Annotated in this window: 21 protein-coding genes; 11 read left to right on the plus strand and 10 right to left on the minus strand. The window is 68.0% G+C overall.

From position 1 onward, the window contains the following. Positions 1-84: 84 nt before the first annotated feature. The 3 genes from BKN51_RS27135 to BKN51_RS27145 are packed head-to-tail and all read right to left on the minus strand — an operon-like array spanning position 85 to position 2,858. A complete protein-coding gene (locus BKN51_RS27135) occupies positions 85-711 on the minus strand; it encodes a pyridoxamine 5'-phosphate oxidase family protein (protein ID WP_101610325.1) in 627 nt (208 codons plus the stop codon). Next, the gene (locus BKN51_RS27140; protein WP_101610326.1) at positions 704-1,861 is read right to left on the minus strand and encodes an NAD(P)/FAD-dependent oxidoreductase; all 1,158 of its coding nucleotides are present in this window, start codon (positions 1,859-1,861) and stop codon (positions 704-706) included. Before BKN51_RS27140 ends, BKN51_RS27135 begins: the two co-directional genes overlap by 8 nt. Further along, on the minus strand, positions 1,845-2,858 hold the full coding sequence (locus BKN51_RS27145) for a glutathione S-transferase family protein (RefSeq protein WP_101610327.1): 1,014 nt from the start codon (positions 2,856-2,858) through the stop codon (positions 1,845-1,847). Before BKN51_RS27145 ends, BKN51_RS27140 begins: the two co-directional genes overlap by 17 nt. Positions 2,859-2,954: 96 nt before the next feature. On the opposite strand from BKN51_RS27145, the gene BKN51_RS27150 reads away from it, so the two are divergent. After that, on the plus strand, positions 2,955-4,331 hold the full coding sequence (locus tag BKN51_RS27150; RefSeq protein WP_101610328.1) for a WS/DGAT/MGAT family O-acyltransferase: 1,377 nt from the start codon (positions 2,955-2,957) through the stop codon (positions 4,329-4,331). Positions 4,332-4,394: 63 nt separating this feature from the next. On the opposite strand, the gene BKN51_RS27155 is transcribed toward BKN51_RS27150, so the two are convergent. Beyond that, positions 4,395-5,381, minus strand: a complete 987-nt coding sequence (locus BKN51_RS27155) for a PQQ-dependent sugar dehydrogenase (RefSeq protein WP_101610329.1) — start codon at positions 5,379-5,381, stop codon at positions 4,395-4,397. A gap of 340 nt (positions 5,382-5,721) precedes the next feature. Between BKN51_RS27155 and pqqA the strand changes: the two genes are divergently transcribed. From pqqA to pqqB, 5 genes are all read left to right on the plus strand, one after another. Beyond that, positions 5,722-5,817, plus strand: coding sequence for a pyrroloquinoline quinone precursor peptide PqqA (pqqA, locus tag BKN51_RS27160; RefSeq protein WP_101613483.1), 96 nt, complete (start codon positions 5,722-5,724; stop codon positions 5,815-5,817). Positions 5,818-5,920: 103 nt separating this feature from the next. After that, on the plus strand, positions 5,921-6,601 hold the full coding sequence (gene pqqC, locus BKN51_RS27165) for a pyrroloquinoline-quinone synthase PqqC (protein WP_101610330.1): 681 nt from the start codon (positions 5,921-5,923) through the stop codon (positions 6,599-6,601). Between the two features lie 2 nt (positions 6,602-6,603). Then, on the plus strand, positions 6,604-6,876 hold the full coding sequence (pqqD, locus tag BKN51_RS27170) for a pyrroloquinoline quinone biosynthesis peptide chaperone PqqD (RefSeq protein WP_101610331.1): 273 nt from the start codon (positions 6,604-6,606) through the stop codon (positions 6,874-6,876). Continuing rightward, the gene (gene pqqE / locus BKN51_RS27175; protein ID WP_101610332.1) at positions 6,867-7,955 is read left to right on the plus strand and encodes a pyrroloquinoline quinone biosynthesis protein PqqE; all 1,089 of its coding nucleotides are present in this window, start codon (positions 6,867-6,869) and stop codon (positions 7,953-7,955) included. Before pqqD ends, pqqE begins: the two co-directional genes overlap by 10 nt. Next, complete coding sequence (gene pqqB / locus BKN51_RS27180) at positions 7,952-8,815, plus strand: pyrroloquinoline quinone biosynthesis protein PqqB (RefSeq protein WP_101610333.1); 864 nt, start codon at positions 7,952-7,954, stop codon at positions 8,813-8,815. The genes pqqE and pqqB overlap by 4 nt, the downstream gene beginning before the upstream one ends. On the opposite strand, the gene BKN51_RS27185 is transcribed toward pqqB, so the two are convergent. Next, a complete protein-coding gene (locus BKN51_RS27185) occupies positions 8,812-9,786 on the minus strand; it encodes an aldo/keto reductase (RefSeq protein ID WP_101610334.1) in 975 nt (324 codons plus the stop codon). The two genes, pqqB and BKN51_RS27185, sit on opposite strands and share 4 nt — an antisense overlap. Before the next feature lie 108 nt (positions 9,787-9,894). On the opposite strand from BKN51_RS27185, the gene BKN51_RS27190 reads away from it, so the two are divergent. Next, positions 9,895-10,413 (plus strand): winged helix-turn-helix domain-containing protein, encoded by a 519-nt coding sequence (locus BKN51_RS27190; protein ID WP_101613484.1) that lies wholly within the window; start codon positions 9,895-9,897, stop codon positions 10,411-10,413. Continuing rightward, positions 10,410-11,630, plus strand: coding sequence for an MFS transporter (locus BKN51_RS27195; RefSeq protein WP_101610335.1), 1,221 nt, complete (start codon positions 10,410-10,412; stop codon positions 11,628-11,630). The genes BKN51_RS27190 and BKN51_RS27195 overlap by 4 nt, the downstream gene beginning before the upstream one ends. A gap of 44 nt (positions 11,631-11,674) precedes the next feature. Here the strand turns inward: BKN51_RS27195 and BKN51_RS27200 are convergent, their stop codons facing one another. After that, positions 11,675-13,051 (minus strand): amidase, encoded by a 1,377-nt coding sequence (locus BKN51_RS27200; RefSeq protein WP_101610336.1) that lies wholly within the window; start codon positions 13,049-13,051, stop codon positions 11,675-11,677. Next, entirely contained in the window at positions 13,048-13,989 is a 942-nt protein-coding gene (locus BKN51_RS27205; RefSeq protein WP_369862240.1) for a D-2-hydroxyacid dehydrogenase, read from the minus strand. Before BKN51_RS27205 ends, BKN51_RS27200 begins: the two co-directional genes overlap by 4 nt. Before the next feature lie 160 nt (positions 13,990-14,149). Here BKN51_RS27205 and BKN51_RS27210 point away from each other — a divergent pair, with 160 nt between their 5' ends. From BKN51_RS27210 to BKN51_RS27220, 3 genes are read left to right on the plus strand one after another with little or no spacing between them, the layout of a single operon-like run. After that, positions 14,150-14,890, plus strand: a complete 741-nt coding sequence (locus tag BKN51_RS27210; RefSeq protein WP_101610338.1) for a maleate cis-trans isomerase family protein — start codon at positions 14,150-14,152, stop codon at positions 14,888-14,890. A gap of 43 nt (positions 14,891-14,933) precedes the next feature. Then, complete coding sequence (locus BKN51_RS27215) at positions 14,934-15,704, plus strand: maleate cis-trans isomerase family protein (protein ID WP_101610339.1); 771 nt, start codon at positions 14,934-14,936, stop codon at positions 15,702-15,704. 3 nt (positions 15,705-15,707) lie between these two features. Further along, the gene (locus BKN51_RS27220; RefSeq protein ID WP_101610340.1) at positions 15,708-16,400 is read left to right on the plus strand and encodes a GntR family transcriptional regulator; all 693 of its coding nucleotides are present in this window, start codon (positions 15,708-15,710) and stop codon (positions 16,398-16,400) included. A gap of 4 nt (positions 16,401-16,404) precedes the next feature. On the opposite strand, the gene BKN51_RS27225 is transcribed toward BKN51_RS27220, so the two are convergent. The 3 genes from BKN51_RS27225 to BKN51_RS27235 all read right to left on the minus strand — a co-directional run bounded on the left by BKN51_RS27225 (position 16,405) and on the right by BKN51_RS27235 (position 19,948). Continuing rightward, positions 16,405-16,881: a DUF4262 domain-containing protein gene (locus BKN51_RS27225; protein WP_101610341.1), complete on the minus strand. Its 477-nt coding sequence runs from the start codon at positions 16,879-16,881 to the stop codon at positions 16,405-16,407. A gap of 518 nt (positions 16,882-17,399) precedes the next feature. Then, positions 17,400-18,473, minus strand: a complete 1,074-nt coding sequence (locus tag BKN51_RS27230) for a tartrate dehydrogenase (RefSeq protein ID WP_101610342.1) — start codon at positions 18,471-18,473, stop codon at positions 17,400-17,402. An 11-nt stretch (positions 18,474-18,484) separates the two neighbouring features. Beyond that, complete coding sequence (locus BKN51_RS27235) at positions 18,485-19,948, minus strand: NAD-dependent succinate-semialdehyde dehydrogenase (protein ID WP_101610343.1); 1,464 nt, start codon at positions 19,946-19,948, stop codon at positions 18,485-18,487. Positions 19,949-19,959: the final 11 nt, after the last annotated feature.

A 19,959-nucleotide genomic window follows, 5' to 3' on the forward strand; every position in this document is an offset into this window, starting at 1 on the left:
CAGATCGTTCAACGATCCAGCAACCGTGACCTCCTGCCCCGTGAGCGGCACGGACGGTTAGAACCATCCTTACCACTCACGAGGTCAGTACAGACCGGCCGAGTACTTGCTCGGCTCGTAGTACGCCTCGAGCTCGGCGATGCTGTCCTCCGGCCGCTCGAAGGTCTTCGAGATGACCGCCCTCGACGGCATCGCGCCGGGTGTCCAGCTCTCGGGCGACCAGAGCTTCGACCGCATGAACGCCTTCTGGCAGTGGTGGAAGATCTCGTCGATGTCGACCACCAGCGCGAGCCGCGGCCGGTTGCCCCGCACGATCATGTCGTCGAAGAACGGCGCCTCCCGCACCAGGCGCGCCCGGCCGTTGATCCGCAGCGTGTCGCCGCGGCCGGGGATCAGGTAGATCAGCCCGACGTGCGGGTTCGACAGCACGTTGCGGAACCCGTCCGCGCGGCGGTTGCCGGGACGCTCCGGGATCGCGATCCGCGTGTCGTCCAGTACCAGTGTGAACCCGGCGGGGTCGCCCTTCGGCGAGACGTCGCAGGTGCCGTCCGCCGCCGACGTCGCGATCAGCACGAACGGCGACTCCGCCAGCCATCGCCGGTCCATCTCGTGGAGCGCGGGCCGCGCCTTGTTCGCCGTCCGCTCCAGCGGCGGCGGCAGGATCTCCCGCAGCTCCGCCTCGCTGGTGACCTCGATGAACCCGTCAGACAATGTTGTGCTCCCTCGTCGCGGCCCGGTCGCCGGCGAACCGGCGGACGTCGAGCCCGGTGATGTCGATGGCCGGGACCCGCCCCAGGTAGAGGTCCCGCACGAGCTCCCCCACGGCCGGGCCCATCTGGAACCCGTGTCCCGAAAATCCGGTCGCGTAGAAGAACCGCGATACCTGGACGCTTTCCCCCACGATCTGGTTGCGGTCGGGGGTGACCTCGTACAGCCCGGCCCAGCCACTGCGGATCCCCGCTTCGAGCACGGCGGGCACCCGCCTCGCGGCGATCTCGGCGAGCTTCGGCAACCAGTCGCCCGGCTGATACCGGGTGTCGAAACCGGGGTCGCCGTCACCGTCGCAGAAGGACATCGCCAGGCCTAGACCCTCACGGTGGAAGTAGAAGGCCGACGGCATCTCGATGGTCAGCGGCACGGATTCGGGCAGGCCCGCGACCGGGCCGGTGAACACCACCTGCCGCCGGAACGGCCGCACCGGGAGCTCGACACCGGCGAACTCGCCGATCCGCCCCGACCACGCGCCCGCCGCGCAGACCACCGCGTCCGTCCGGACGAGACCGTCGCCGGTCCGGACACCGGTGATCTCGTCCCCGTCGCGTTCGATCCCGACGACCTCGACACCGGTCTTCAGCACCGCGCCGTGCCCGCGGGCCGCCCGCGCGTAGCCCTGGACCGCGGAGTCCGGCGTGGCCTTGGCGTCGTCCGGCGACCACAGCGCCGCGATCACGCCTTCGGTGTCGATCATCGGGGAGAACCGTCGCGCTTCGGCCGGCTCGACGAGACGGCTTCGGACGCCGTAGGAGTTCTGCAGTTCGGCGCAGCGTTCGAACTCGGGCAGATCCGCGGGATCAGTGACCAGGTACAGGTAGCCGTCGCGGCGGAAGTCGATCTCGGCGCCGTACGTCTCGGCGAACGAGGCGTACTCGGCCAGCCCGCGCAGCCCGATCTCGATGTTGACGTGCGTGGTGAACGACGACCGGATCCCGCCCGCCGCCTTCCCCGTCGAGCCCGCGCCCAGGCTGTCGCGTTCGAGGAGCAGCACCGAGACCCCGGCCGCGGCGAGCCGGTACGCGCAGCTGACCCCGATGATGCCGCCGCCGATCACGACGACGTCGGTACGTTCAGGAAGTGACTCCATCCGTGGCCTCGATCCGTTCGTCCTCGGGCGGCGGTCCCGGCGGCGTGCCGTCACCGAACGGGCGCCCGCCCAGCTGCTCCCGGTGATGCGGGGTCGCCCAGCCGGACAGGTCCGGTCCCATCGGGACGATCCGCGTCGGGTTCACCTGCTCGTGCACCCCGTAGTAGTGCCGCTTGATGTGGTCGAAATCGACGGTGTCACCGAAGCCCGGTGTTTGGAAGAGGTCGCGGGCATAGGCCCACAGCACCGGCAGTTCGGTCAGTTTGTCCCGGTTGCACTTGAAATGCCCGTGATAGACCGGATCGAAGCGGACGAGCGTGGTGAACAACCGGATGTCCGCTTCGGTGATCGTGTCGCCGACGAGGTAACGCTGGTTTTCGAGCCGCTCGGAAAGCGCGTCCAGCATGGCGAAGAGCCGGGTGTACGCGTCCTCGTACGCACGCTGCCTGGTCGCGAAACCGGCCTGGTAGACGGCGGCGTTGACGTCGGCGAAGACCCCTACGTTGACGTCGTCGATCTCGTCGCGCAGCCGCTCGGGATAGAGGTCGGGCGCGCCGGGCCGGTGGAGACTGGTCCATTCGGTGGAAAGATCGAGCGTGATCCGCGGATAGTCGTTGCTCACCAGCCGCCTGCTCGGAATGTCCACAATGGCCGGAACGCTGATCCCGCCCATGTAGTGCGGATCGGCCGCGTGATAGGCCTCGGCCAGGTACTTGATGCCCAGCACCGGGTCCCGGTCATCGGGATCGAGGGTGAACCGCCAGCTCTTGTCGTCCTGGATCGGGTCGGCGACGGCGACGCTCAGCGCGGACTCGAGGCCGAGCAGCCGCCGGACGACCAGTCCCCGGCTCGCCCAGGGACAGGCCCGGCTGACCACCAGCCGGTACCTCCCCGCCTCCACCGGCCAGCCGTCGCGGCCGTCCGCGGTGACTCGCGCGTCGAAATGGTTGGCGGACCGACGGAACTCACCCGTCTTCGGATCGGTCGGGATCGTCATGTGAGCCACCCTAAAGCGTGAGAGGGTGGTTTCGGTGTGCGTAGACTCTGGCACCCGGCGTGCTCGCACGCCGCCGCGCGGAAGGTGGTCCCGACGATGCCGTTCATGCCCGTGACCGACTCGATGTTCCTTCTCGTGGAAACGCGCGAACATCCGATGCACGTCGGCGGACTTCAGCTGTTCAAGAAACCCGAGGACGCCGGGCCCGACTATCTGCGTGACATCCGCCGGAAACTGCTCGATTCCGACAACATGCGCTCGGTGTTCCGGCGGCGTCCCGCCCGGCCGGTCAACACCGCCGGGCACATCGCCTGGGCGACGGACGTCGACCTCGAACTCGATTACCACTTCCGGCATTCGGCACTGCCCCAGCCCGGCCGGATCCGCGAGCTGCTGGAACTGACCGGGCGCTGGCACAGCACCCTGCTCGACCGGCACCGGCCGCTGTGGGAGATCCACCTGGTCGAGGGCCTGCAGGACGGCCGGTTCGCGATCTACAGCAAGATCCACCACGCGCTGATGGACGGCGTTTCGGCGCTGAGGCATCTGCAGGGCACGCTGTCGGACGACCCGAACGACCTCGACTGCCCGCCGCCGTGGGGCCGCCGGGCCAAACCGGACGACGGGCGCAACGGCAAGGCGTCACCCTCGGTGCTCCAGACCATGGGGAAGACGTTCAACCAGCTCGCCGGCATCGCGCCCGCCGCGATGAAGGTGGCGCGGGAGGCGTTCCAGGAGCACACGCTCACGCTGCCGGCGCAGGCGCCGAAGACGATGCTGAACGTCCCGATCGGCGGGGCACGGCGATTCGCCGCGCAGTCGTGGTCGCTGGACCGCGTGCGCAAGGTCGCGACCGCCGCCGGGGTGTCACGCAACGACGTCGTCCTCGCGATGTGCTCGGGCGCGCTGCGGGACTACCTGATGGAACAGAACGCATTGCCCGACGCCCCGCTGACCGCGATGGTCCCGGTTTCCTTGCGGCGCAAGGACAGTGGGGACGCGGCGGGGAACAACATCGGCGCGCTGCTGTGCAACCTCGCCACCGACCTGGCCGACCCCGCCGCGCGGCTCACGGCGATCAACGCGTCCATGCGCAACGGGAAGAAGCTGTTCTCGGAGCTGACCCCGCTGCAGACGCTCCTGCTGTCCGGGATCAACGTCGCCCAGCTCGGCGTGTCCCCGATCCCCGGCATCGTGAACAACACGAAACCGCCGTTCAACCTGGTGATCTCCAATGTGCCGGGGCCGCGCAAGCAGATGTACTGGAACGGCGCGTCGCTCGACGGCATCTACCCGGCGTCGGTGCTGCTCGACGGGCAGGCGCTGAACATCACGCTGACCAGCAACGGGGACAACCTGGACTTCGGCATCACCGGTTGCCGTCGCAGCGTCCCGCATCTGCAGCGCATCCTGACGCACCTGGACACCGCGCTCGCGGAACTCGAACACGCTGTATCTATCGGGCGCAGCTGACTCCCGCGTTTAGTCCTCTGGTTGCGGTTGTCCACCGCAACCAGAGGACTAAACGCGCCGGCGCTAGCTGCCGTCGGAGACGTAGATGGCGCCCGGTGTGATCGTGTAGAGCTGGCCGTCGGGTCCGGCGGTGGCGTCACGGGTGCGGCCGAGGTTGGTCCAGAGCTTGCCGCCGTTGCCGTTCAGGTCGAGCTTGTACGTGCCGCCCTTGAGGGAGGCCATGTACAGCGAGCCCTTGTAGGCCGCCAGCCCGCTCGGCGTCGCCGAAGCCGTCGGCCAGGCCTTGACCGGGTTGGTCATCCCCGCCGTGTTGCACGGTCCCTCGCAGGTCGGCCAGCCGTAGTTCTTCCCGGGGTCGATCTTGTTCAGCTCGTCGAGCTTGTTGTTGCCGATGTCGGAGATGTACAGCTGCCCGTTCGCCCAGGTCAGGCCCTGGACGTTGCGGTGGCCGTAGGAGTAGACGCGGCTGTTGAACGGGTTACCGGGTGCGGCGGCGCCGTCGGTGGTGACGCGAAGGACCTTGCCGCCGAGCGAGTTCTTGTTCTGCGCGTTGGCGCCGTTCTGGCCGTCGCCGGTACCCGCGTAGAGGTAACCGTCGGGGCCGAACCTGATCCGCCCGCCGTGGTGATACTGCGAGCCACGCGGGATACCGGTGACGATCGGTGTCGGCGCCTGGCCCAGCTTCAGCTTGGCGATGCGGTTGTCGGAACTGGTCGTGTAGTAGATGAAGACCGTCTCGTCCGTGGCGTACTTCGGCGAGACCGCGATACCGAGCAGGCCTGCCTCCGCGGTGACGCTCACCCCGGGGATGGTCTGGACCGTGGTGACCTTGCCCGCCTTGTCGATCCGGCTGATCGTCTTGGCGTCCTTCTGCGTGAAAAGACCCGTGCCGTCGGGCAGGAAGTCGATCGACCAGGCCTGGTTGAGACCACCGGCGAGCTGTCTGATCGCCTGGATGGACGGCACTTCGGCGGCGGCCGCCGGGACCGCCGCGATCGACACGGCCGTCGCGGCCGCGAACGTGGCGGCGAGAGTACGACGTAAGGACATGGGACGCCTCCTTCAGCTACACCCCTGGAGCTCGGATGGCGGCGGTCGGCGGGTGGCCGGGGTTCACCCGTCGAGTTGGATACAAACACACCATGGGACGAAACGGACACCACTGGACGGGGTATCGGAAGCCCTTCCCGTTAACCGTTGTGTGCGCCGAGCGTGACGATCGGGGCGGCTCGATCGGCCATAGGTAGGAAACTTTACAAAACGGCTTCGGAACTTGGTCCTTACGTCTGGTCAGAATCGGCGGCCCGCTTCTAGGGTGGCGGGGCTCGGCCCGGTTCGTTCCCATGTGGACGTTCCGGGGATCAAGGTCAGCGATCCGAGGAGTGAGAAAATGATCGAAGCCATCGAGGTATGGACCACACCCGACTTCGTCGAGTACGAAACTCCCATGGAGGTCACCGCTTACGCGGCCCGCATGGAGGACTGATTTCCCACCCGGTGGTGGGGGCCGTCCCCCACCACCGTGCCGCCGTCCCGATCAGCGAGCCGTTGGAGGCAGCATCGTGTCTCTTCCTCTTTCCGCCGAGCCGATGTCGTCGGCGGAATTCATCGCGGCCTTGCGCGGGCTTTCCCACCGCTACTGGGGCACGCATCCGTTCCACCACCGGATGCACGGCGGTGAACTGTCCGAGCACGAACTGAAGATCTGGGCCGCGAACCGCTGGTACTACCAATGCGTGCTCCCGCAGAAGGACGCGGCGATCATCAGCAATTGCCCCTTGCCCGAGATCCGCCGTGAATGGCTCGACCGCATCGTCTACCACGACGGGACGAAAGCCGGGGACGGCGGAACCGAGCGATGGCTCCGTTTGTGCACCGCGGTCGGACTCGACCGCGAAGAGGTTCTCGATCAGCGGCACGTCGCCCCCGGCGTCCGGTTCGCCGTCGACGCCTACGTGAATTTCGCCCGCACGAAACCGTGGCTCGAAGCGGTCGCTTCGGGGCTGACCGAAATGTTCGCGGGGCACCTCATGCAGCGACGCGTCGCCGACATGCTGGCGAACTACTCGTGGATCGCGCGGGAAGACCTCGCCTACTTCACCAATCGCATCGACAAGGTCTCGGGCGAGGGCAAAGGAACACTCGACATCGTCGTGCGGCACGCCGTCACCCGCGAACAGCAGGAGAAGGCGATCGCCGCGCTGTCGTTCAAGACCGACGTGCTCTGGTCCATGCTCGACGCCATCGAGCGCGCCGCGGCCAAGGAGTAGCGATGACCACCATCACCACCGGTTCCGTGCCGCGGCTGCGGCGCGGCGTCCGGCTGAGTTATGACCGGACAAGGGAAACTCACGTCCTCCTGTTCCCCGAAGGCGTGCTCGTCCCGAATCCGACCGCCGCCGCCGTGCTCGGACTCTGCGACGGCGCGGCGGACGTCGCCGCGATCGCGGCCGCGCTGCGCGAGCGCTATACCGGTGTGCGTGAGCAAGAGATCCTGGACGTCCTGACCAGGCTGGGAGATCGGCGGATCGTCGAATGGACCTGAACACCTCCACCGCGGCGCCGCCCTTGGGCATGCTCGCCGAGCTGACCCATCGCTGCCCGCTGCACTGCCCGTACTGCTCGAACCCGGTCGAAATGATCGCCCGCGACGGCGAACTGTCCACAGAGGAATGGCTTTCCGTGCTCTCACAGGCGCGGGAACTCGGCGTGCTCCAGGTGCACATGTCCGGCGGCGAACCGCTCGCCAGGCCGGACCTGCCCATCCTGGTCGAGCACGCCACGAAACTCGGCTGCTACGTCAACCTGGTGACGTCCGGACTCGGGCTGACCGAGCCCAGATTGGACGATCTCGTCGAACGCGGCATCGCGCACATCCAGTTGTCCGTCCAGGGCGCGACCGCCGAACGCGCGGACCGGCTCGCGGGTGCCCGGGCCCACGACCGGAAACTGGTCGTCGCCGGGCTGATCAAGAAGGCCGGTCTGCCGCTTTCGGTGAACGTCGTCCTGCACCGGCAGAACCACGACCAGCTCGCCGGGATCATCGACCTGGCCGAGCAGATGGGCGCGGACCGGCTCGAACTGGCCAACACGCAGTACTACGGCTGGGCGTTGCGGAACCGCGACGCCCTGATGCCGACCAGGCGGCAACTCGACGAGGCCGAGCCGATCGTGCGCGCGGCCACCGAACGGCTGCGCGGCAGCATGGAGATCATCTACGTCGTCGCCGACTACTACGAGCAGTACCCGAAGCCGTGCATGTACGGCTGGGGCGCGCGGCAGCTGACCGTGGCGCCCGACGGGAACGTGCTGCCGTGTCCCGCGTCGACCGCGATCGAGACCCTGACGTTCGACAACGTGCGGGACAAGCCGCTGGCGTGGATCTGGTACGAATCCGGCTCCTTCAACGCTTATCGCGGCGAGGACTGGATGCCGGACACCTGTGGCACCTGCGACAGGCGCTCGATCGACTTCGGCGGCTGCCGGTGTCAAGCGTTCCAGCTCACCGGCGACGCGGCGGCGACGGATCCGGTGTGCTCGCGTTCACCGCGTCGCGACGTCGTCGATCTCATCCTCGCCACACCCCCGAAAACGGACGAGCTCGTGATGCGGGGGCCGCAATGAGGGTGATCTTGCTCGGCACCGCGGCGGGAGGTGGCTTCCCACAATGGAACTGCGCCTGCGCACTGTGCACTTCGGACGCGCCGCCCCGGACCCAGGACTGTGTCGCGGTGAGCGCGGACGGTGAAAGTTGGTATCTGCTCAACGCGTCTCCGGACATCCGCGCGCAGATTCTCGCCACGCCGCCGCTCCGCGCCGGTCCAGGGCCGAGGGAGATCCCGCTGCGCGGCGTGCTGCTCACCGATGCCGAGCTCGATCATTCGCTCGGCCTGCTCCTGCTGCGGGAAGCCGGCGGGCTGCCGGTGTGGGCACCGGAAGCGGTACTCGGCGCGCTGTCGGAGCAGTTCCCCGCGAGGTCGATCATCGACGGCTACGGCGGCTGGGACTGGCTGTCGAACTCGGAGATCGCCATCGACGGACTCCGCGTGAGCGCGCTTCCCGTCAGTGACAAGAGGCCGAAGTACGCGCGTTCGTCCACTGAGGACGGCCCGTGGGTGGTGGCGTACCGGATCGAAGACGTCCAGACCGGCGGGGTGTTCGTGTACGCGCCTTGCCTGAAGAGCTGGCCGGACGGGTTCGACGCCTTCACCGAGGGCGCGAGCCTGGTTCTCCTGGACGGGACCTTTTACGCGCCGGACGAGATGTCGGGCGCCACGGCTGCCGAGGTCGGCGACGGTGCCCAGCTGGCGATGGGGCATCTGCCGATCACCGGCAGTCTCGCGAAGCTCCGGCCCGGTCCCCGGTGGGCGTACACCCATCTGAACAACACGAACCCCGTCGTCGACCCGTCTTCGCCGGAGCACGCCGCCGTCCTGGACGGCGGCGCCTCGCTTCCCTTGGACGGTACTGAGTTCGAGCTCTAGGCGACGCCCTCGGGACTGGCGCCCGAAACGGGAACGGCGTCGGCGGTGAGGCGGTCGATCTCCGCGAGCTCGTCCGCGGTCAGGTCGACGTCGGCCGCGGCGAGACTGGCTTCGATGTTGGCCGCCTTGCGCGCGCCGACGATCGCGACGTGCACGCCCGGTTGGGCGAGCGTCCACGCGATCGCGAGCTGGCTGACCGAGATCCCCTTGTCCGCGGCGAATTCCTCGAGCTTGTCGACGATGGCGAGGTTGCGCCGGAAGGTCTCCCCGGTGAACGCCGACGAGCGCGAGCGCCAGTCGGTCTTCTCGAACGTCGTCTCCGGCGTGAAGGATCCGGTCAGCAGGCCGCTGCCCAGCGGGCTGTACACGAGCACGCCGATGTCGTTCTCTCGCGCGTACGGCAGAGGATCGGTCTCGATGTCGCGGCGGAACAGGTGGTACGGAGGCTGGAGGGTTTCGATCGGACGGGTCTTGTCGAAGTCGGCCAGACCGGCGGCGTCGTAGTTCGAGACACCGATGTGCCGGATCTTCCCCGCGTCGACGAACTCCTGCAGGATCCCCGCGGTCTCCTCGGCGGGCGCGTCGGAATCGGGCCAGTGGATCTGGTAGAGATCGATGTGGTCGACGTCGAGGAAGCGGAGACTGTCCTCGATTCCTTGCGTCAGCCACTCGCGCCGGGAGTCGCGCGGACGGTCGGATCGCGGCTTGATGCCGCCTTTCGTGGCGATGACGAGGCTGTCGCGGTCGCGCTTGAGTTCCTCGCGCAACGCCTTCCCGAGCATGGCCTCGGACTTCCCGAAACCGTAGGCCTGAGCGGTGTCGAAGAAATCGACCCCGAGTTCGCGGGCGTGGTGGATCGCGGCGATCGCCGCGTCCTCGTCGAACGATCCCCAGTCCCCGCCGAGCTGCCAGGTGCCGAAGGCGATCCTCGAAACCTCGAGGCCGCTCCTGCCCAATGTCGTCGTACGCATACCTCCAGCAGAGCACAGACATCGGACCATCGCACCGGATCTCCCGGCCAACGAAACCCCCAAATAACTGTTTGACGGTTGGCGTCCCGGCAGTCGATACTCACCCTCATGTCCGAGTCCCCCAGCCTCGACGGGCTGCGCGTGCTGGCCCATCCCGTGCGGCTGCGCATTCTGTCGCTTTTGACCGGTGTCGCGATGAGTGCGGCCGAAGCCGCGCGCGAACTCGGTGAGACACAAGCAAATATCAGCTATCACCTGCGGCGGCTGCACGAGGCCGGACTGCTCGACGTCGCCGAGGAGGTCCGGATCCGGGGCGGGCTGGCGAAACGCTACCGGCACGATCCGGAGTCCGGCGGTCGGTTCGCGTCGACGAATCCGCAGGAGGACCAGATCCTCATCGCGGCGATGGCCGAAGAACTCAAGCGGCGCGGCGAATTCCGCGTCGCCGGACAACGGGGTTCGACGACCGACGCGGAGATCTGGGTCGACCGCGAGACCTGGGAAAAGGCGGTCGAACACGCTCACGAGCTGAGCAAGCTCCTCCACTCGGCCGCGCGACCGCCTCGTACCCGGGGCACGATCCCGGTCAGCGCGACGGTTTCGCTGTTCGAAATGACGCGATCGTGACGTCACTGCGCGAGCCCTTGCGCCATCACAACTTCCGCTGGCTGATCGGCGGCCGCACGTTCGGGGAGTTCGGCAACGCCGTCGCCCCGCTCGCGCTGGCGTTCGCGGTGATCGACCTGACCGGTTCGGCCGTCGACATCGGCATCGTCGTGGGCGCGCGGTCGGTGGCCAGCGTCGTGTTGCTGCTGTTCGGCGGGGTATTGGCCGACAGGTTGCCGCGATCGGTGATCCTGCAGGGCACCGAACTCGCGGCCACGCTGACCCAGGCGACCATCGCCGCGAGTGTCCTTTGTGGATTCGCGTCGATCCCGCTGCTGGTCGGACTGAGCGTGGTCAACGGCGCGGTGACCGCGATCTCCGCGCCGGCCTCGGCGTCGCTCACCCCGCTGACCGTGCCCGCCACCCTGCTGGCACAGGCCAACGCGCTGGGCAGGCTGCTTTCGAACTCCGGCCGGATCGCCGGTGCCGGGCTCGGCGGCGTCCTGGTCACCGCCGTCGGCCCCGGCTGGGCGCTCGGCGGGAACGCGCTGCTGTTCCTGGGCTCCGCCCTGTCCTATCGGCGGATCCGCCTCAGCCGCCGGGAACGGGTCCCCGGCAGCCGTCCGCTGGCGGAACTCGCCGAAGGCTGGCGAGAGTTCCGGTCACGGACCTGGGTGTGGGTCGTGGTCGTGCAGTTCATGGTGGTGAACGCCGTCATCGCCGGCGGGATCGCGGTGCTCGGCCCCCTGGTCGCCGACGGCACCTTCGGGCGCTCCGGCTGGGGATTCGCCATCGCGGCGCAGACGATCGGCTCGCTCGTCGGCGGGATCCTCGTGGCCCGATGGCAGCCGCGGCGCGCGCTGTTCGTCGGTGTCGCGGTGATCCTTTTCGAAGCGCCGCCGTTGATCCTTCTCGGTCAGGCACCGTGGTTGCCGCTGTTGCTGGCGGCCATGTTCGTCTCCGGCATGGCGATCGAGCAGTTCGTGGTGGCCTGGGACGTCTCGCTGCAGGAGAACGTGCCCGAGGACAAACTCGCGCGCGTCTACTCCTACGACATGCTCGGTTCCTTCATCGCCTTGCCACTCGGCCAGATGGCGGCGGGACCGGCGGCGCTGCACTTCGGGGTCAGCACGACCCTGATCGCCTGCGCCGCGCTGGTCGTGGCCGCCACCTGCCTCGCGCTGTGCAGTGGCCAGGTGCGCGGCCTGGTGCGGAAGACCCACGCCGCGCAACCCTGAACCTCACCGGCGATAGCAAAGGTCCCTTGCTCTCTTTCCGCTGGTCACGGCCAGGGACGGACCTCTTCGAGGAGTTTCGCGACCGCGAGCACCAGGTCGTCGGAGTGCCGCGGGCCGATGATCTGCAGGCCGACCGGGAGACCACGAGAGGTGCGACCGGCCGGCACGCTGATGGCGGGCTGCTGGGTCATGTTGAACGGGTAGGTGAACGGCGTCCAGTCCGGCCAGCCGCTCAGTCCGCTGCCCGGCGGCACCTCGTGCCCGGCCTCGAAGGCGGCGATCGGGAGGGTCGGCGTGATGAGCACGTCGTACCGCGTGTGGAACTCGCCCATCAGGATGCCCAGCGCGGCCCGCTCGGCGTTGGCGCCGAGGTAGTCGCTCGCCGAGAAGGTCTTGCCGAGTTCCCACACCTTCCGCAGCCCCGGATCGACCATCGTGTCCGAACCGGCGGGGAAGGTGTCCAGCCACTTGGCCGCGCCCGTCGACCACAGGATGTCGAAGGCGGGCTTGGGGTCGCTGAAGCCGGGATCGGTCTCCTCGATGTGCAGGCCCGCGTCGCTCAGCGACTGAACCGCCGACTTGACGATCGCCGCGACCTCCGGATCGACGTCGACATAGCCGAACGTCGGCGAGTAGGCGGCGTTCAGCCCGCGCACGTCCCGGCGCACCGCTTCGCGGAAGGTCGAGACGGGCGGGGCGAGCGCGGCCGGATCGCGGTGATCGGGCAAGGCGAGGACGTCGAGGAGCAGCGCGGTGTCGTCCACCGACCGCGCCATCGGACCCGCGTGCGACAGCGGGCCGAACGGGCTCGCCGGGAACAGCGGAATCCGGCCGTGTGTCGGCTTGAGGCCGACGATTCCGCAGAACGAAGCCGGAATCCGGATCGAGCCACCGCCGTCGGTGCCGACGGAGAGTTCGCCCATCCCGGCCGCGACGGCCGCGGCACTCCCACCGCTGGACCCACCCGCCGTCGTCGACGGATCGTGCGGGTTGCGGGTGATCCCGGTCAGCGTGTTGTCGGTGACACCCTTCCAAGCGAGTTCCGGCGTCGTGGTCTTTCCCAGCAGCACCAAGCCGTTTTCCCGCAGTCGCGCGGTGACCGGGCTGTCGACGTCCCACGGCTGGTCCGGATCGATGCACCGCGAACCGCGCAACGTCGGCCAGCCCTGCGTCAGGAACATGTCCTTGATCGAGGCCGGGACACCGTCGAGCCAGCCGATCGGGTTACCGTCCCGCCAGCGGATCTCGGAGGCTTTCGCCTGTTCGAGCGCGCCATCGGCGTCGACGAGGCAGTAGGCGTTGGTCTCGCCGTCGCGTTCTTCGATGACGCGCAACGCGTTCTGGGTGGCCTCGACCGGTGAAAGCTCTCCGGTGGCATAAGCGGCGACGAGCTCGCTCGCGGTCAACTTGGTGTCGTTCATCCGGCCCCTAACCCTTGACGAAGCGTCTCCGACGGCACGTATCCGAGCTGCTTGTCCACGACATTGCGCAGTGGCTCCCCCGCGCGCCAGCGACGGAAGTTGTCCGCGAACACCTCTACCAGAGTAGTGCGCCAGCCGACGAAGTCGCCCGACATATGCGGCGAGATCAGCACGTTCTCCATACTCCACAAAGGACTTTCAGCGGGCAGCGGCTCGGTGTCGAAGACGTCGAGAGCCGCACCGCCGAGCGGGCCGTCCCGCAGCGCGCCGACCAGGTCGGAGGTGACGACCAGCTCCCCGCGGCCGACGTTGACGAACCGCGCGCCGGGCTTCATCGCGGCGAAGGCCTCGGCGTCGAACATGCCCTTCGTCTGCTCGGTCAGCGGGGCGACCGCGACGACGTAGTCCGCCTCGGGGAGATGACGGGCCAGGTCCGAGGAGGAGAACACGTCCCCGAAATCGGGATCGTCTTCACGGGGGCGACGGCCGACGCCGGCCACCGACATCCCGGCCGCCCGCAGCGACCGCGCGATCGACCGGCCGATCGGCCCGGTGCCGACCACCAGGACACGGCGTCCGGAGATCCGCTCACTCTCACGGTGCTTCCACTGCTTCCGCCGCTGCAGGTCCCACGACCGGACGAAATCCTTGGCGAACGCGAGGACGACCCCGAGGACGTACTCGGCTATCGCCCCGTCGAACACCCCGCGCGAGTTGGTGAGCACGACGTCGCTCGCCTGCAGCCCGGGGAAGAGCACCGGGTCGACACCCGCGCTGGCGATGTGCAGCCAGCGCAGCCCGTCGGCCGCATGCCAGGCACCGGGCACGGCGGTCGAAAGGAAGTCGTAGACGAAGAGCGCGTCGGCTCCGGATAACGCATCGGCCAGCCCGGCCTCGTCGGTGTAACGAACCACCGCTTCGGCTTCGATAGCGCGCATGTCCGGTGGGCGTGCGTCTCCGCAGAGCACCGCCAGCACAGGGGTCTCCGAGGGTTTCACGTTGACACCGTAAAAGTGGCTCGTATGATTGTCAACAATCCGAGGAACGACCCCCGGAGCACCGGACCTGTGGCAGCAGAAGTTCTCCGGAGGCTGAAACTTGGATTTCGACTTGTTGGAGTTCGAAGGCCCGTTGGCGCAGCGCGGCATCGGCGTGATCGCTCCCTTCGACCTCGCCCTTGAACGCGAGCTGTGGCGCTGGGTGCCCATGGAGGTCTCCCTCCATCTGGCGCGGACGCCGTACGAACCCGTGCCCGTCAGCATGGAGATGGCCCAGCTCGTCAGCGACAGCAGGCATCTCGCCGCCGCCACGAGAGACGTGCTCCACGTGGAGCCCGAAGTCGTCGCCTATCTGTGCACCTCCGGAAGTTTCGTCAACGGTGTGGACTACGAACGCTCCTTGACCAAGGCCATCTGCGACGCGGGCGCGCCGGACGCCGTCACCACCTCCGGGGCGCTGGCCGAGGTCCTGCACCAGCTCGACCTCCACCGGGTCTCGGTGCTGACGCCCTACGACGGCGACCTGACCGGGAAGCTGCACGACTTCCTGGCCGAACTCCACGTGCGCACCGTCTCGAGCGACCACCTCGGCCTGGGCGGCGGCATCTGGAAGGTCAGTTACCGGACCATCGCCGAGCGCATCCTCGCCGCCGACCACGCCGACGCGGACGCCATCTTCGTCAGTTGCACCAACCTCCCCACCTACGATCTGATCGAGCCGCTCGAAAGCGCGCTCGGCAAACCCGTCCTCACCGCGAACCAGCTCACGATGTGGGCCTGCCTCCGGCGGATGAACCTGCCGATCGTCGGCCCCGGCAAGTGGCTCCGCGAGGTCGATTGACCTCTTCCCCTACGATTGTCGACAATCTGCCTCCGGAGGTCCCGTGTCCATCTCGCCGCTCACCCCACCTGAGCCGCCGTCCGAGACGACCACGATCGGATTCATCTACCCCGATCACGCGGCCGAGGACGACTACCCACTCGCGGAACAGCTCCTCGGCGGGGACATGGCCGGGATCAAGTTGCCGGTCGAGCACATCTACGGGACCGATCTGCACGCCGTACCCGAGCTGCTGGACCTCGGCAGCGAGAGCCGGCTCGCCGACGGTGCCGCGCTGCTGGCCAAACACGAACCGGACGCGGTGGTGTGGGCATGCACCAGCGGCAGCTTCGTCTACGGCTGGGAAGGCGCCCGCGACCAGGCCGACCGGCTGGCCGCCGTCGCCGGCGTCCCGGCGTCGAGCACCTCCTTCGCCTTCGTCCACGCCGCCCAGGCCCTCGGCGTCCGGCGGGTCGCCGTCGCCGCCAGCTATCCGGACGACGTCGCCCGGCTGTTCGTCGAGTTCCTCGGCGCCGGCGGGATCGAAGTGGTCTCGATGGGCAGCGCCGACATCGACACCGCCGCCGAGGTCGGGGAACTCAGCCCGGAAGCCGTCGTCGAACTCGCGGTGAGCCGCGACCATCCGGCCGCTGACGCACTGCTGGTCCCCGACACCGCCATGCGGACGCTCGGCGAGATCAACACACTCGAGATCAGGCTCCGCAAGCCGGTGCTGACCGCCAACCAGGTCACCGTCTGGGAGGGCCTGCGGCTCACCGGGAAGTCCCCGCTCGTCCGCACACTGGGCGCGCTGTTCGGCAAGAGAGGCAACTGAACCATGTCCTTGCCGGATATCGAGCCGGTCAGCCGGGAATCGACCGCCGGGATCATCGCGCGCCAGCTGCGGGACGCGATCATGACCGGCGCCCTCCCTCCCGGCACCCAGCTCGGTGAAACCGACCTGGCCTCCCGGTTCCAAGTCTCGCGGGGGCCGCTGCGAGAGGCGATGCAGCATCTCGTCTCCGAGGGGCTCCTGCGCAGCGAGCGCCACCGCGGCCTGTTCGTGATCGACCTCGAACCCGGCGACGTCTACGACATCTACTCGGCACGCTCGGCCATCGAGCGCGCCGCGATGCTGCGAGCCCTGCGCGGTGACCGGGAGAAGGTCGCCACCGAACTCGAACAGGCCGTGGGCGCCATGGCCGTCGCCGCCGACGACGACGATCCGACCGCGCTCTCCTGGGCTGACCTCCGTTTCCACGAGGCGCTGATCGCCGCTTCCGGCAGCAAGCGGCTCGTCCGTATGGCCCGGACACTGCTGATCGAGACCCGGATGTGCCTCACCGCACTGCAGGGGACCTATCAGCGAGTCGAAGAGCGGGTCACCGAGCACACGCGGATCATCGAGGCTCTGCGCGCGGGCGACGAAGAGACCGCGCTTTCGCTGCTGGAAGCCCACATGGAGGACGCGGTGCAACGGCTGGCCCCGGGGACAAGCCTGCGAGAGGGCGAAGCTCCCGCGGTGCCTTAGGAATTCAGCCACGACCCCGCGCCCCCAGCACCGGCTGCCCGCCCGTCCCGCCGCGAAAATCCCTGTCCCACGGCCAATTGCCGTGCTCGTCCTCGTAAACCAGTTGTAGGGCACGGAAGTCGGCTCCGTACAAGAGGACGGCGGTGAGCAGGTGCGCCGACGGCGAGCTCAGCGGAACGACCTCGAGCGCGGGCCATCCCAGCGCCGCGGGCAGCACCTCACCGGAATCCGGCGGCCCCGACCGGACCACCTGCTGGGCGAAATAGTTCAGCAGCTGCCCCGATCTTCGCTCCCGCAAGCCGGTGACGACGAGCTCCGGCAGCCCGGCGTCGGTGAGCCCGACCGTATACGCGAAGCCGGGTTGAGCGGCTCCCCGCTCGACGGTCTGCACCATCCAGCCGTACTTCCGGATCAGCGGGCGGACCTCCTCGGTGAGGTAGTCGTCGCGAGTCTTCCCGGGGTTGTCGCAATGCCAGCACATCGGCACTCCTCCAGTCGTCGAATCCGATGATCGACACCGTGCACCGGGGCACCGACAAAAACTCGCGACTCGGGTGAGTGCCCGTGCGATGCGGAGACCTTTCCGTCTTGGCTTTCCTTTGCGAGGCAGGGAACTTCGCGAATTTTGGCGTTCTGGCCGACTTGAATTTCCCAGGCAAAGGTGTCGCGTTCGAGCGCGGTGCCCGTCACCGGCCCCACCCCCGCCCGACGGCCACTGCTCCCAATGTCACATTGGAGACGCTGAGCGTCTCCAATGTGGCATTGGGGGCATCGGTCCCGCAGCGTGGAGCAACGTCTCGACCGACCTGAGCCCCGGGCTGCCATCACGACACCTTGCCTCCCGATAAGTACGTGAAGGCCCCCTTCACTGCGCCTAGCGCAAGGAAGGGGGCCTTCACGTACTTCACATCGCGTCGCTCAGGCGAGCGAATCACCCCGTGATGTCATGAACGGACCGTTCATGACATCACGGACTTGACACGCCTCTATGCGGATGGTTCAAGATAGAGCGGCGACCACCGCGGACCCGAGTTCGGCGGTGGTGGACTTACCGCCGAGGTCAGGGGTTTGCACGGTCCCCTCCTCGAGAACCTTCTCCACCGCAGCGTGAACGTCTTGTGCCGCAGCGGTTTCCCCGAGATGGTCGAGCAGCATCGCACCCGCCAGGATCTGCGCCACCGGATTCGCGATGCCCTGTCCGGCGATGTCGGGAGCGCTGCCGTGCACCGCTTCGAACATGGAAGGGAACTCGCCGGTGGGATTGATGTTGCCCGAAGGCGCCATTCCGAGCCCGCCCGTCACGGCCGCCGCCAGGTCGCTCAGGATGTCGCCGAAGAGATTGGAAGCGACCACGACGTCGAGCCGGTCCGGCGCCTGGACCATCCGCGCGGCGAGCGCGTCGACATGGCACTGTTCGGCTCGCACGTCCGGATAGTCCGAAGCGATTTCGAAGAAGATCTCGTCCCAGAACGGCATCGAGTGAATGAGCCCGTTGGATTTCGTGGCCGAGCAAACCCGGCCCGTCCGCGTCTTCGCCAGCTCGAAGGCGTAGCGGATGATCCGCTCCACCCCGACCCGCGTGAACACGGATTCCTGTAAGACGAACTCGTTCGGCAGACCACGGTTGTGCCTGCCGCCGATCTCCGAGTATTCACCCTCGGAGTTCTCCCGGACGATCACCATCTCCAGCTCTTCTGCGCTCCGGCCCGCCAGCGCCGACGTCGTCCCCGGCAGCAACCGGACCGGCCGGAGGTTGACGTACTGGGTGAACGCGCGCCGCACCGGAATGAGGAGGCCCCACAACGACACATGATCCGGGACACCCGGGAAACCGACAGCGCCGAGGAAGATCCCGTCGAACCGGGAAAGCTGCTCGATGCCGTCGTCCGGCATCATCGCGCCGGTTTTGGTGTACCGCTCACAACTCCAGTCGAATTCCTTCCAGGACAAGGAGAAACCGTGTGACGCCGCCGCACGGTCGAGCACCTTGCGGGCCTCGATCGTGACATCGACGCCGATCCCGTCGCCGGGGATGCTGGCGATCCGATAAGAGTTCCCCGCTTGAGAGGTCACCGCTCGAGAAATCACAGAGCCACCGCGATGTACTTGGTCTCGAGGAACTCGTCGATGCCGACGGTGCCGCCTTCACGGCCGAGTCCGGACTGCTTGATCCCGCCGAACGGCGCCGCCGGGTTCGAGACCAAGCCCTGGTTGAGGCCGATCATGCCGGCTTCCAACCGTTCCGAAACCCGCAACGCCCGCTTGAGATCGGAGGTGTACACATAGGAAACCAGACCGAATTCGGTGTCGTTCGCCGCCGCGATGGCCTCGTCCTCGCTGTCGAACGCGGTGATCGGGGCGACCGGCCCGAAGATCTCTTCCGAGGCGAGCCTGGCGTCCTTGGGCACGTCGGTGAGCACCGTGGCCTGATAGAAGTTACCTGGACCGTCCACAGTAGACCCGCCGGTGAGGACGCGTGCTCCTCGCCCGGTGGCGTCGGAGACCAGGCTGCTCACCTTCTCGACGGCGGCTTTGTCGATGAGCGGGCCGACGACGACACCTTCCTCGGTGCCTCGCCCCATGGGCAGGGCCTCCATGCGCTCGGTGAGGCGCCGGGAGAACTCGTCGACGATGCCTCGCTGGACGTAGAAGCGGTTGGCGGCCGTGCAGGCCTCACCGATGTTGCGCATCTTCGCGGTCATCGCGCCGTCGATCGCCGCGTCGAGGTCGGCGTCTTCGAAGACCAGGAAGGGGGCGTTGCCGCCGAGCTCCATCGAGGTGCGGAGCACCTTGTCCGCGCACTGTTCCAGCAGCTTCCGCCCGACACCGGTCGAGCCGGTGAAGGACAGCTTCCGGGCACGGCCGTCCCGGATCAGCGGCTCCATCACGCCGCCGGAGTCCGACGTCGTGAGCACGTTCAGCACGCCTTCCGGCAATCCCGCTTCGGCGAGGATCGCCGCGAGGGCCAGCATCGAAAGGGGGGTCTGAGCAGCGGGCTTGATGATCATCGTGCAGCCTGCCGCGACCGCGGGCCCGATCTTGCGGGTGCCCATCGCCATGGGGAAGTTCCACGGCGTGATCAGCAGGCACGGTCCGACGGGCTGCTTCGTCACCAGGAACCGGCCCGCCCCGTTGGGCGCGACGGCGTAGCCACCGTCGATCCGGACGGCCTCCTCCGCGAACCAGCGGAAGAACTCGGCCGCGTAGGTGATCTCGCCCTTGGACTCCGCGAGCGGCTTGCCCATCTCGAGGGTCATCAGCAGCGCGAGTTCGTCGGCGCGCTTGATGAGCAGGTCGTACGCGCGGCGCAGGATCTCGCCGCGTTCGCGCGGGGCGACGGTCGCCCAGTCGGCCTGCGCGGCGACGGCGGCGTCGAGGGCGCTGACGCCGTCCGCCGGTGACGCGTCGGCCACCTCGCACAGGGCTTCGCCTGTCGAGGGGTCGAGAACGGGGAAGGTCTTCCCGCCTGCGGCGGGCACCCACTTGCCGCCGATGAACAGTTCCTTGTCGACCGCCTTGACTACGCCGGCCTCACTGATCGAGCTCATCCCAACGCTCC

Origin of the sequence: Amycolatopsis sp. BJA-103 (assembly GCF_002849735.1) — a bacterium.
Lineage (GTDB): Bacteria > Actinomycetota > Actinomycetes > Mycobacteriales > Pseudonocardiaceae > Amycolatopsis.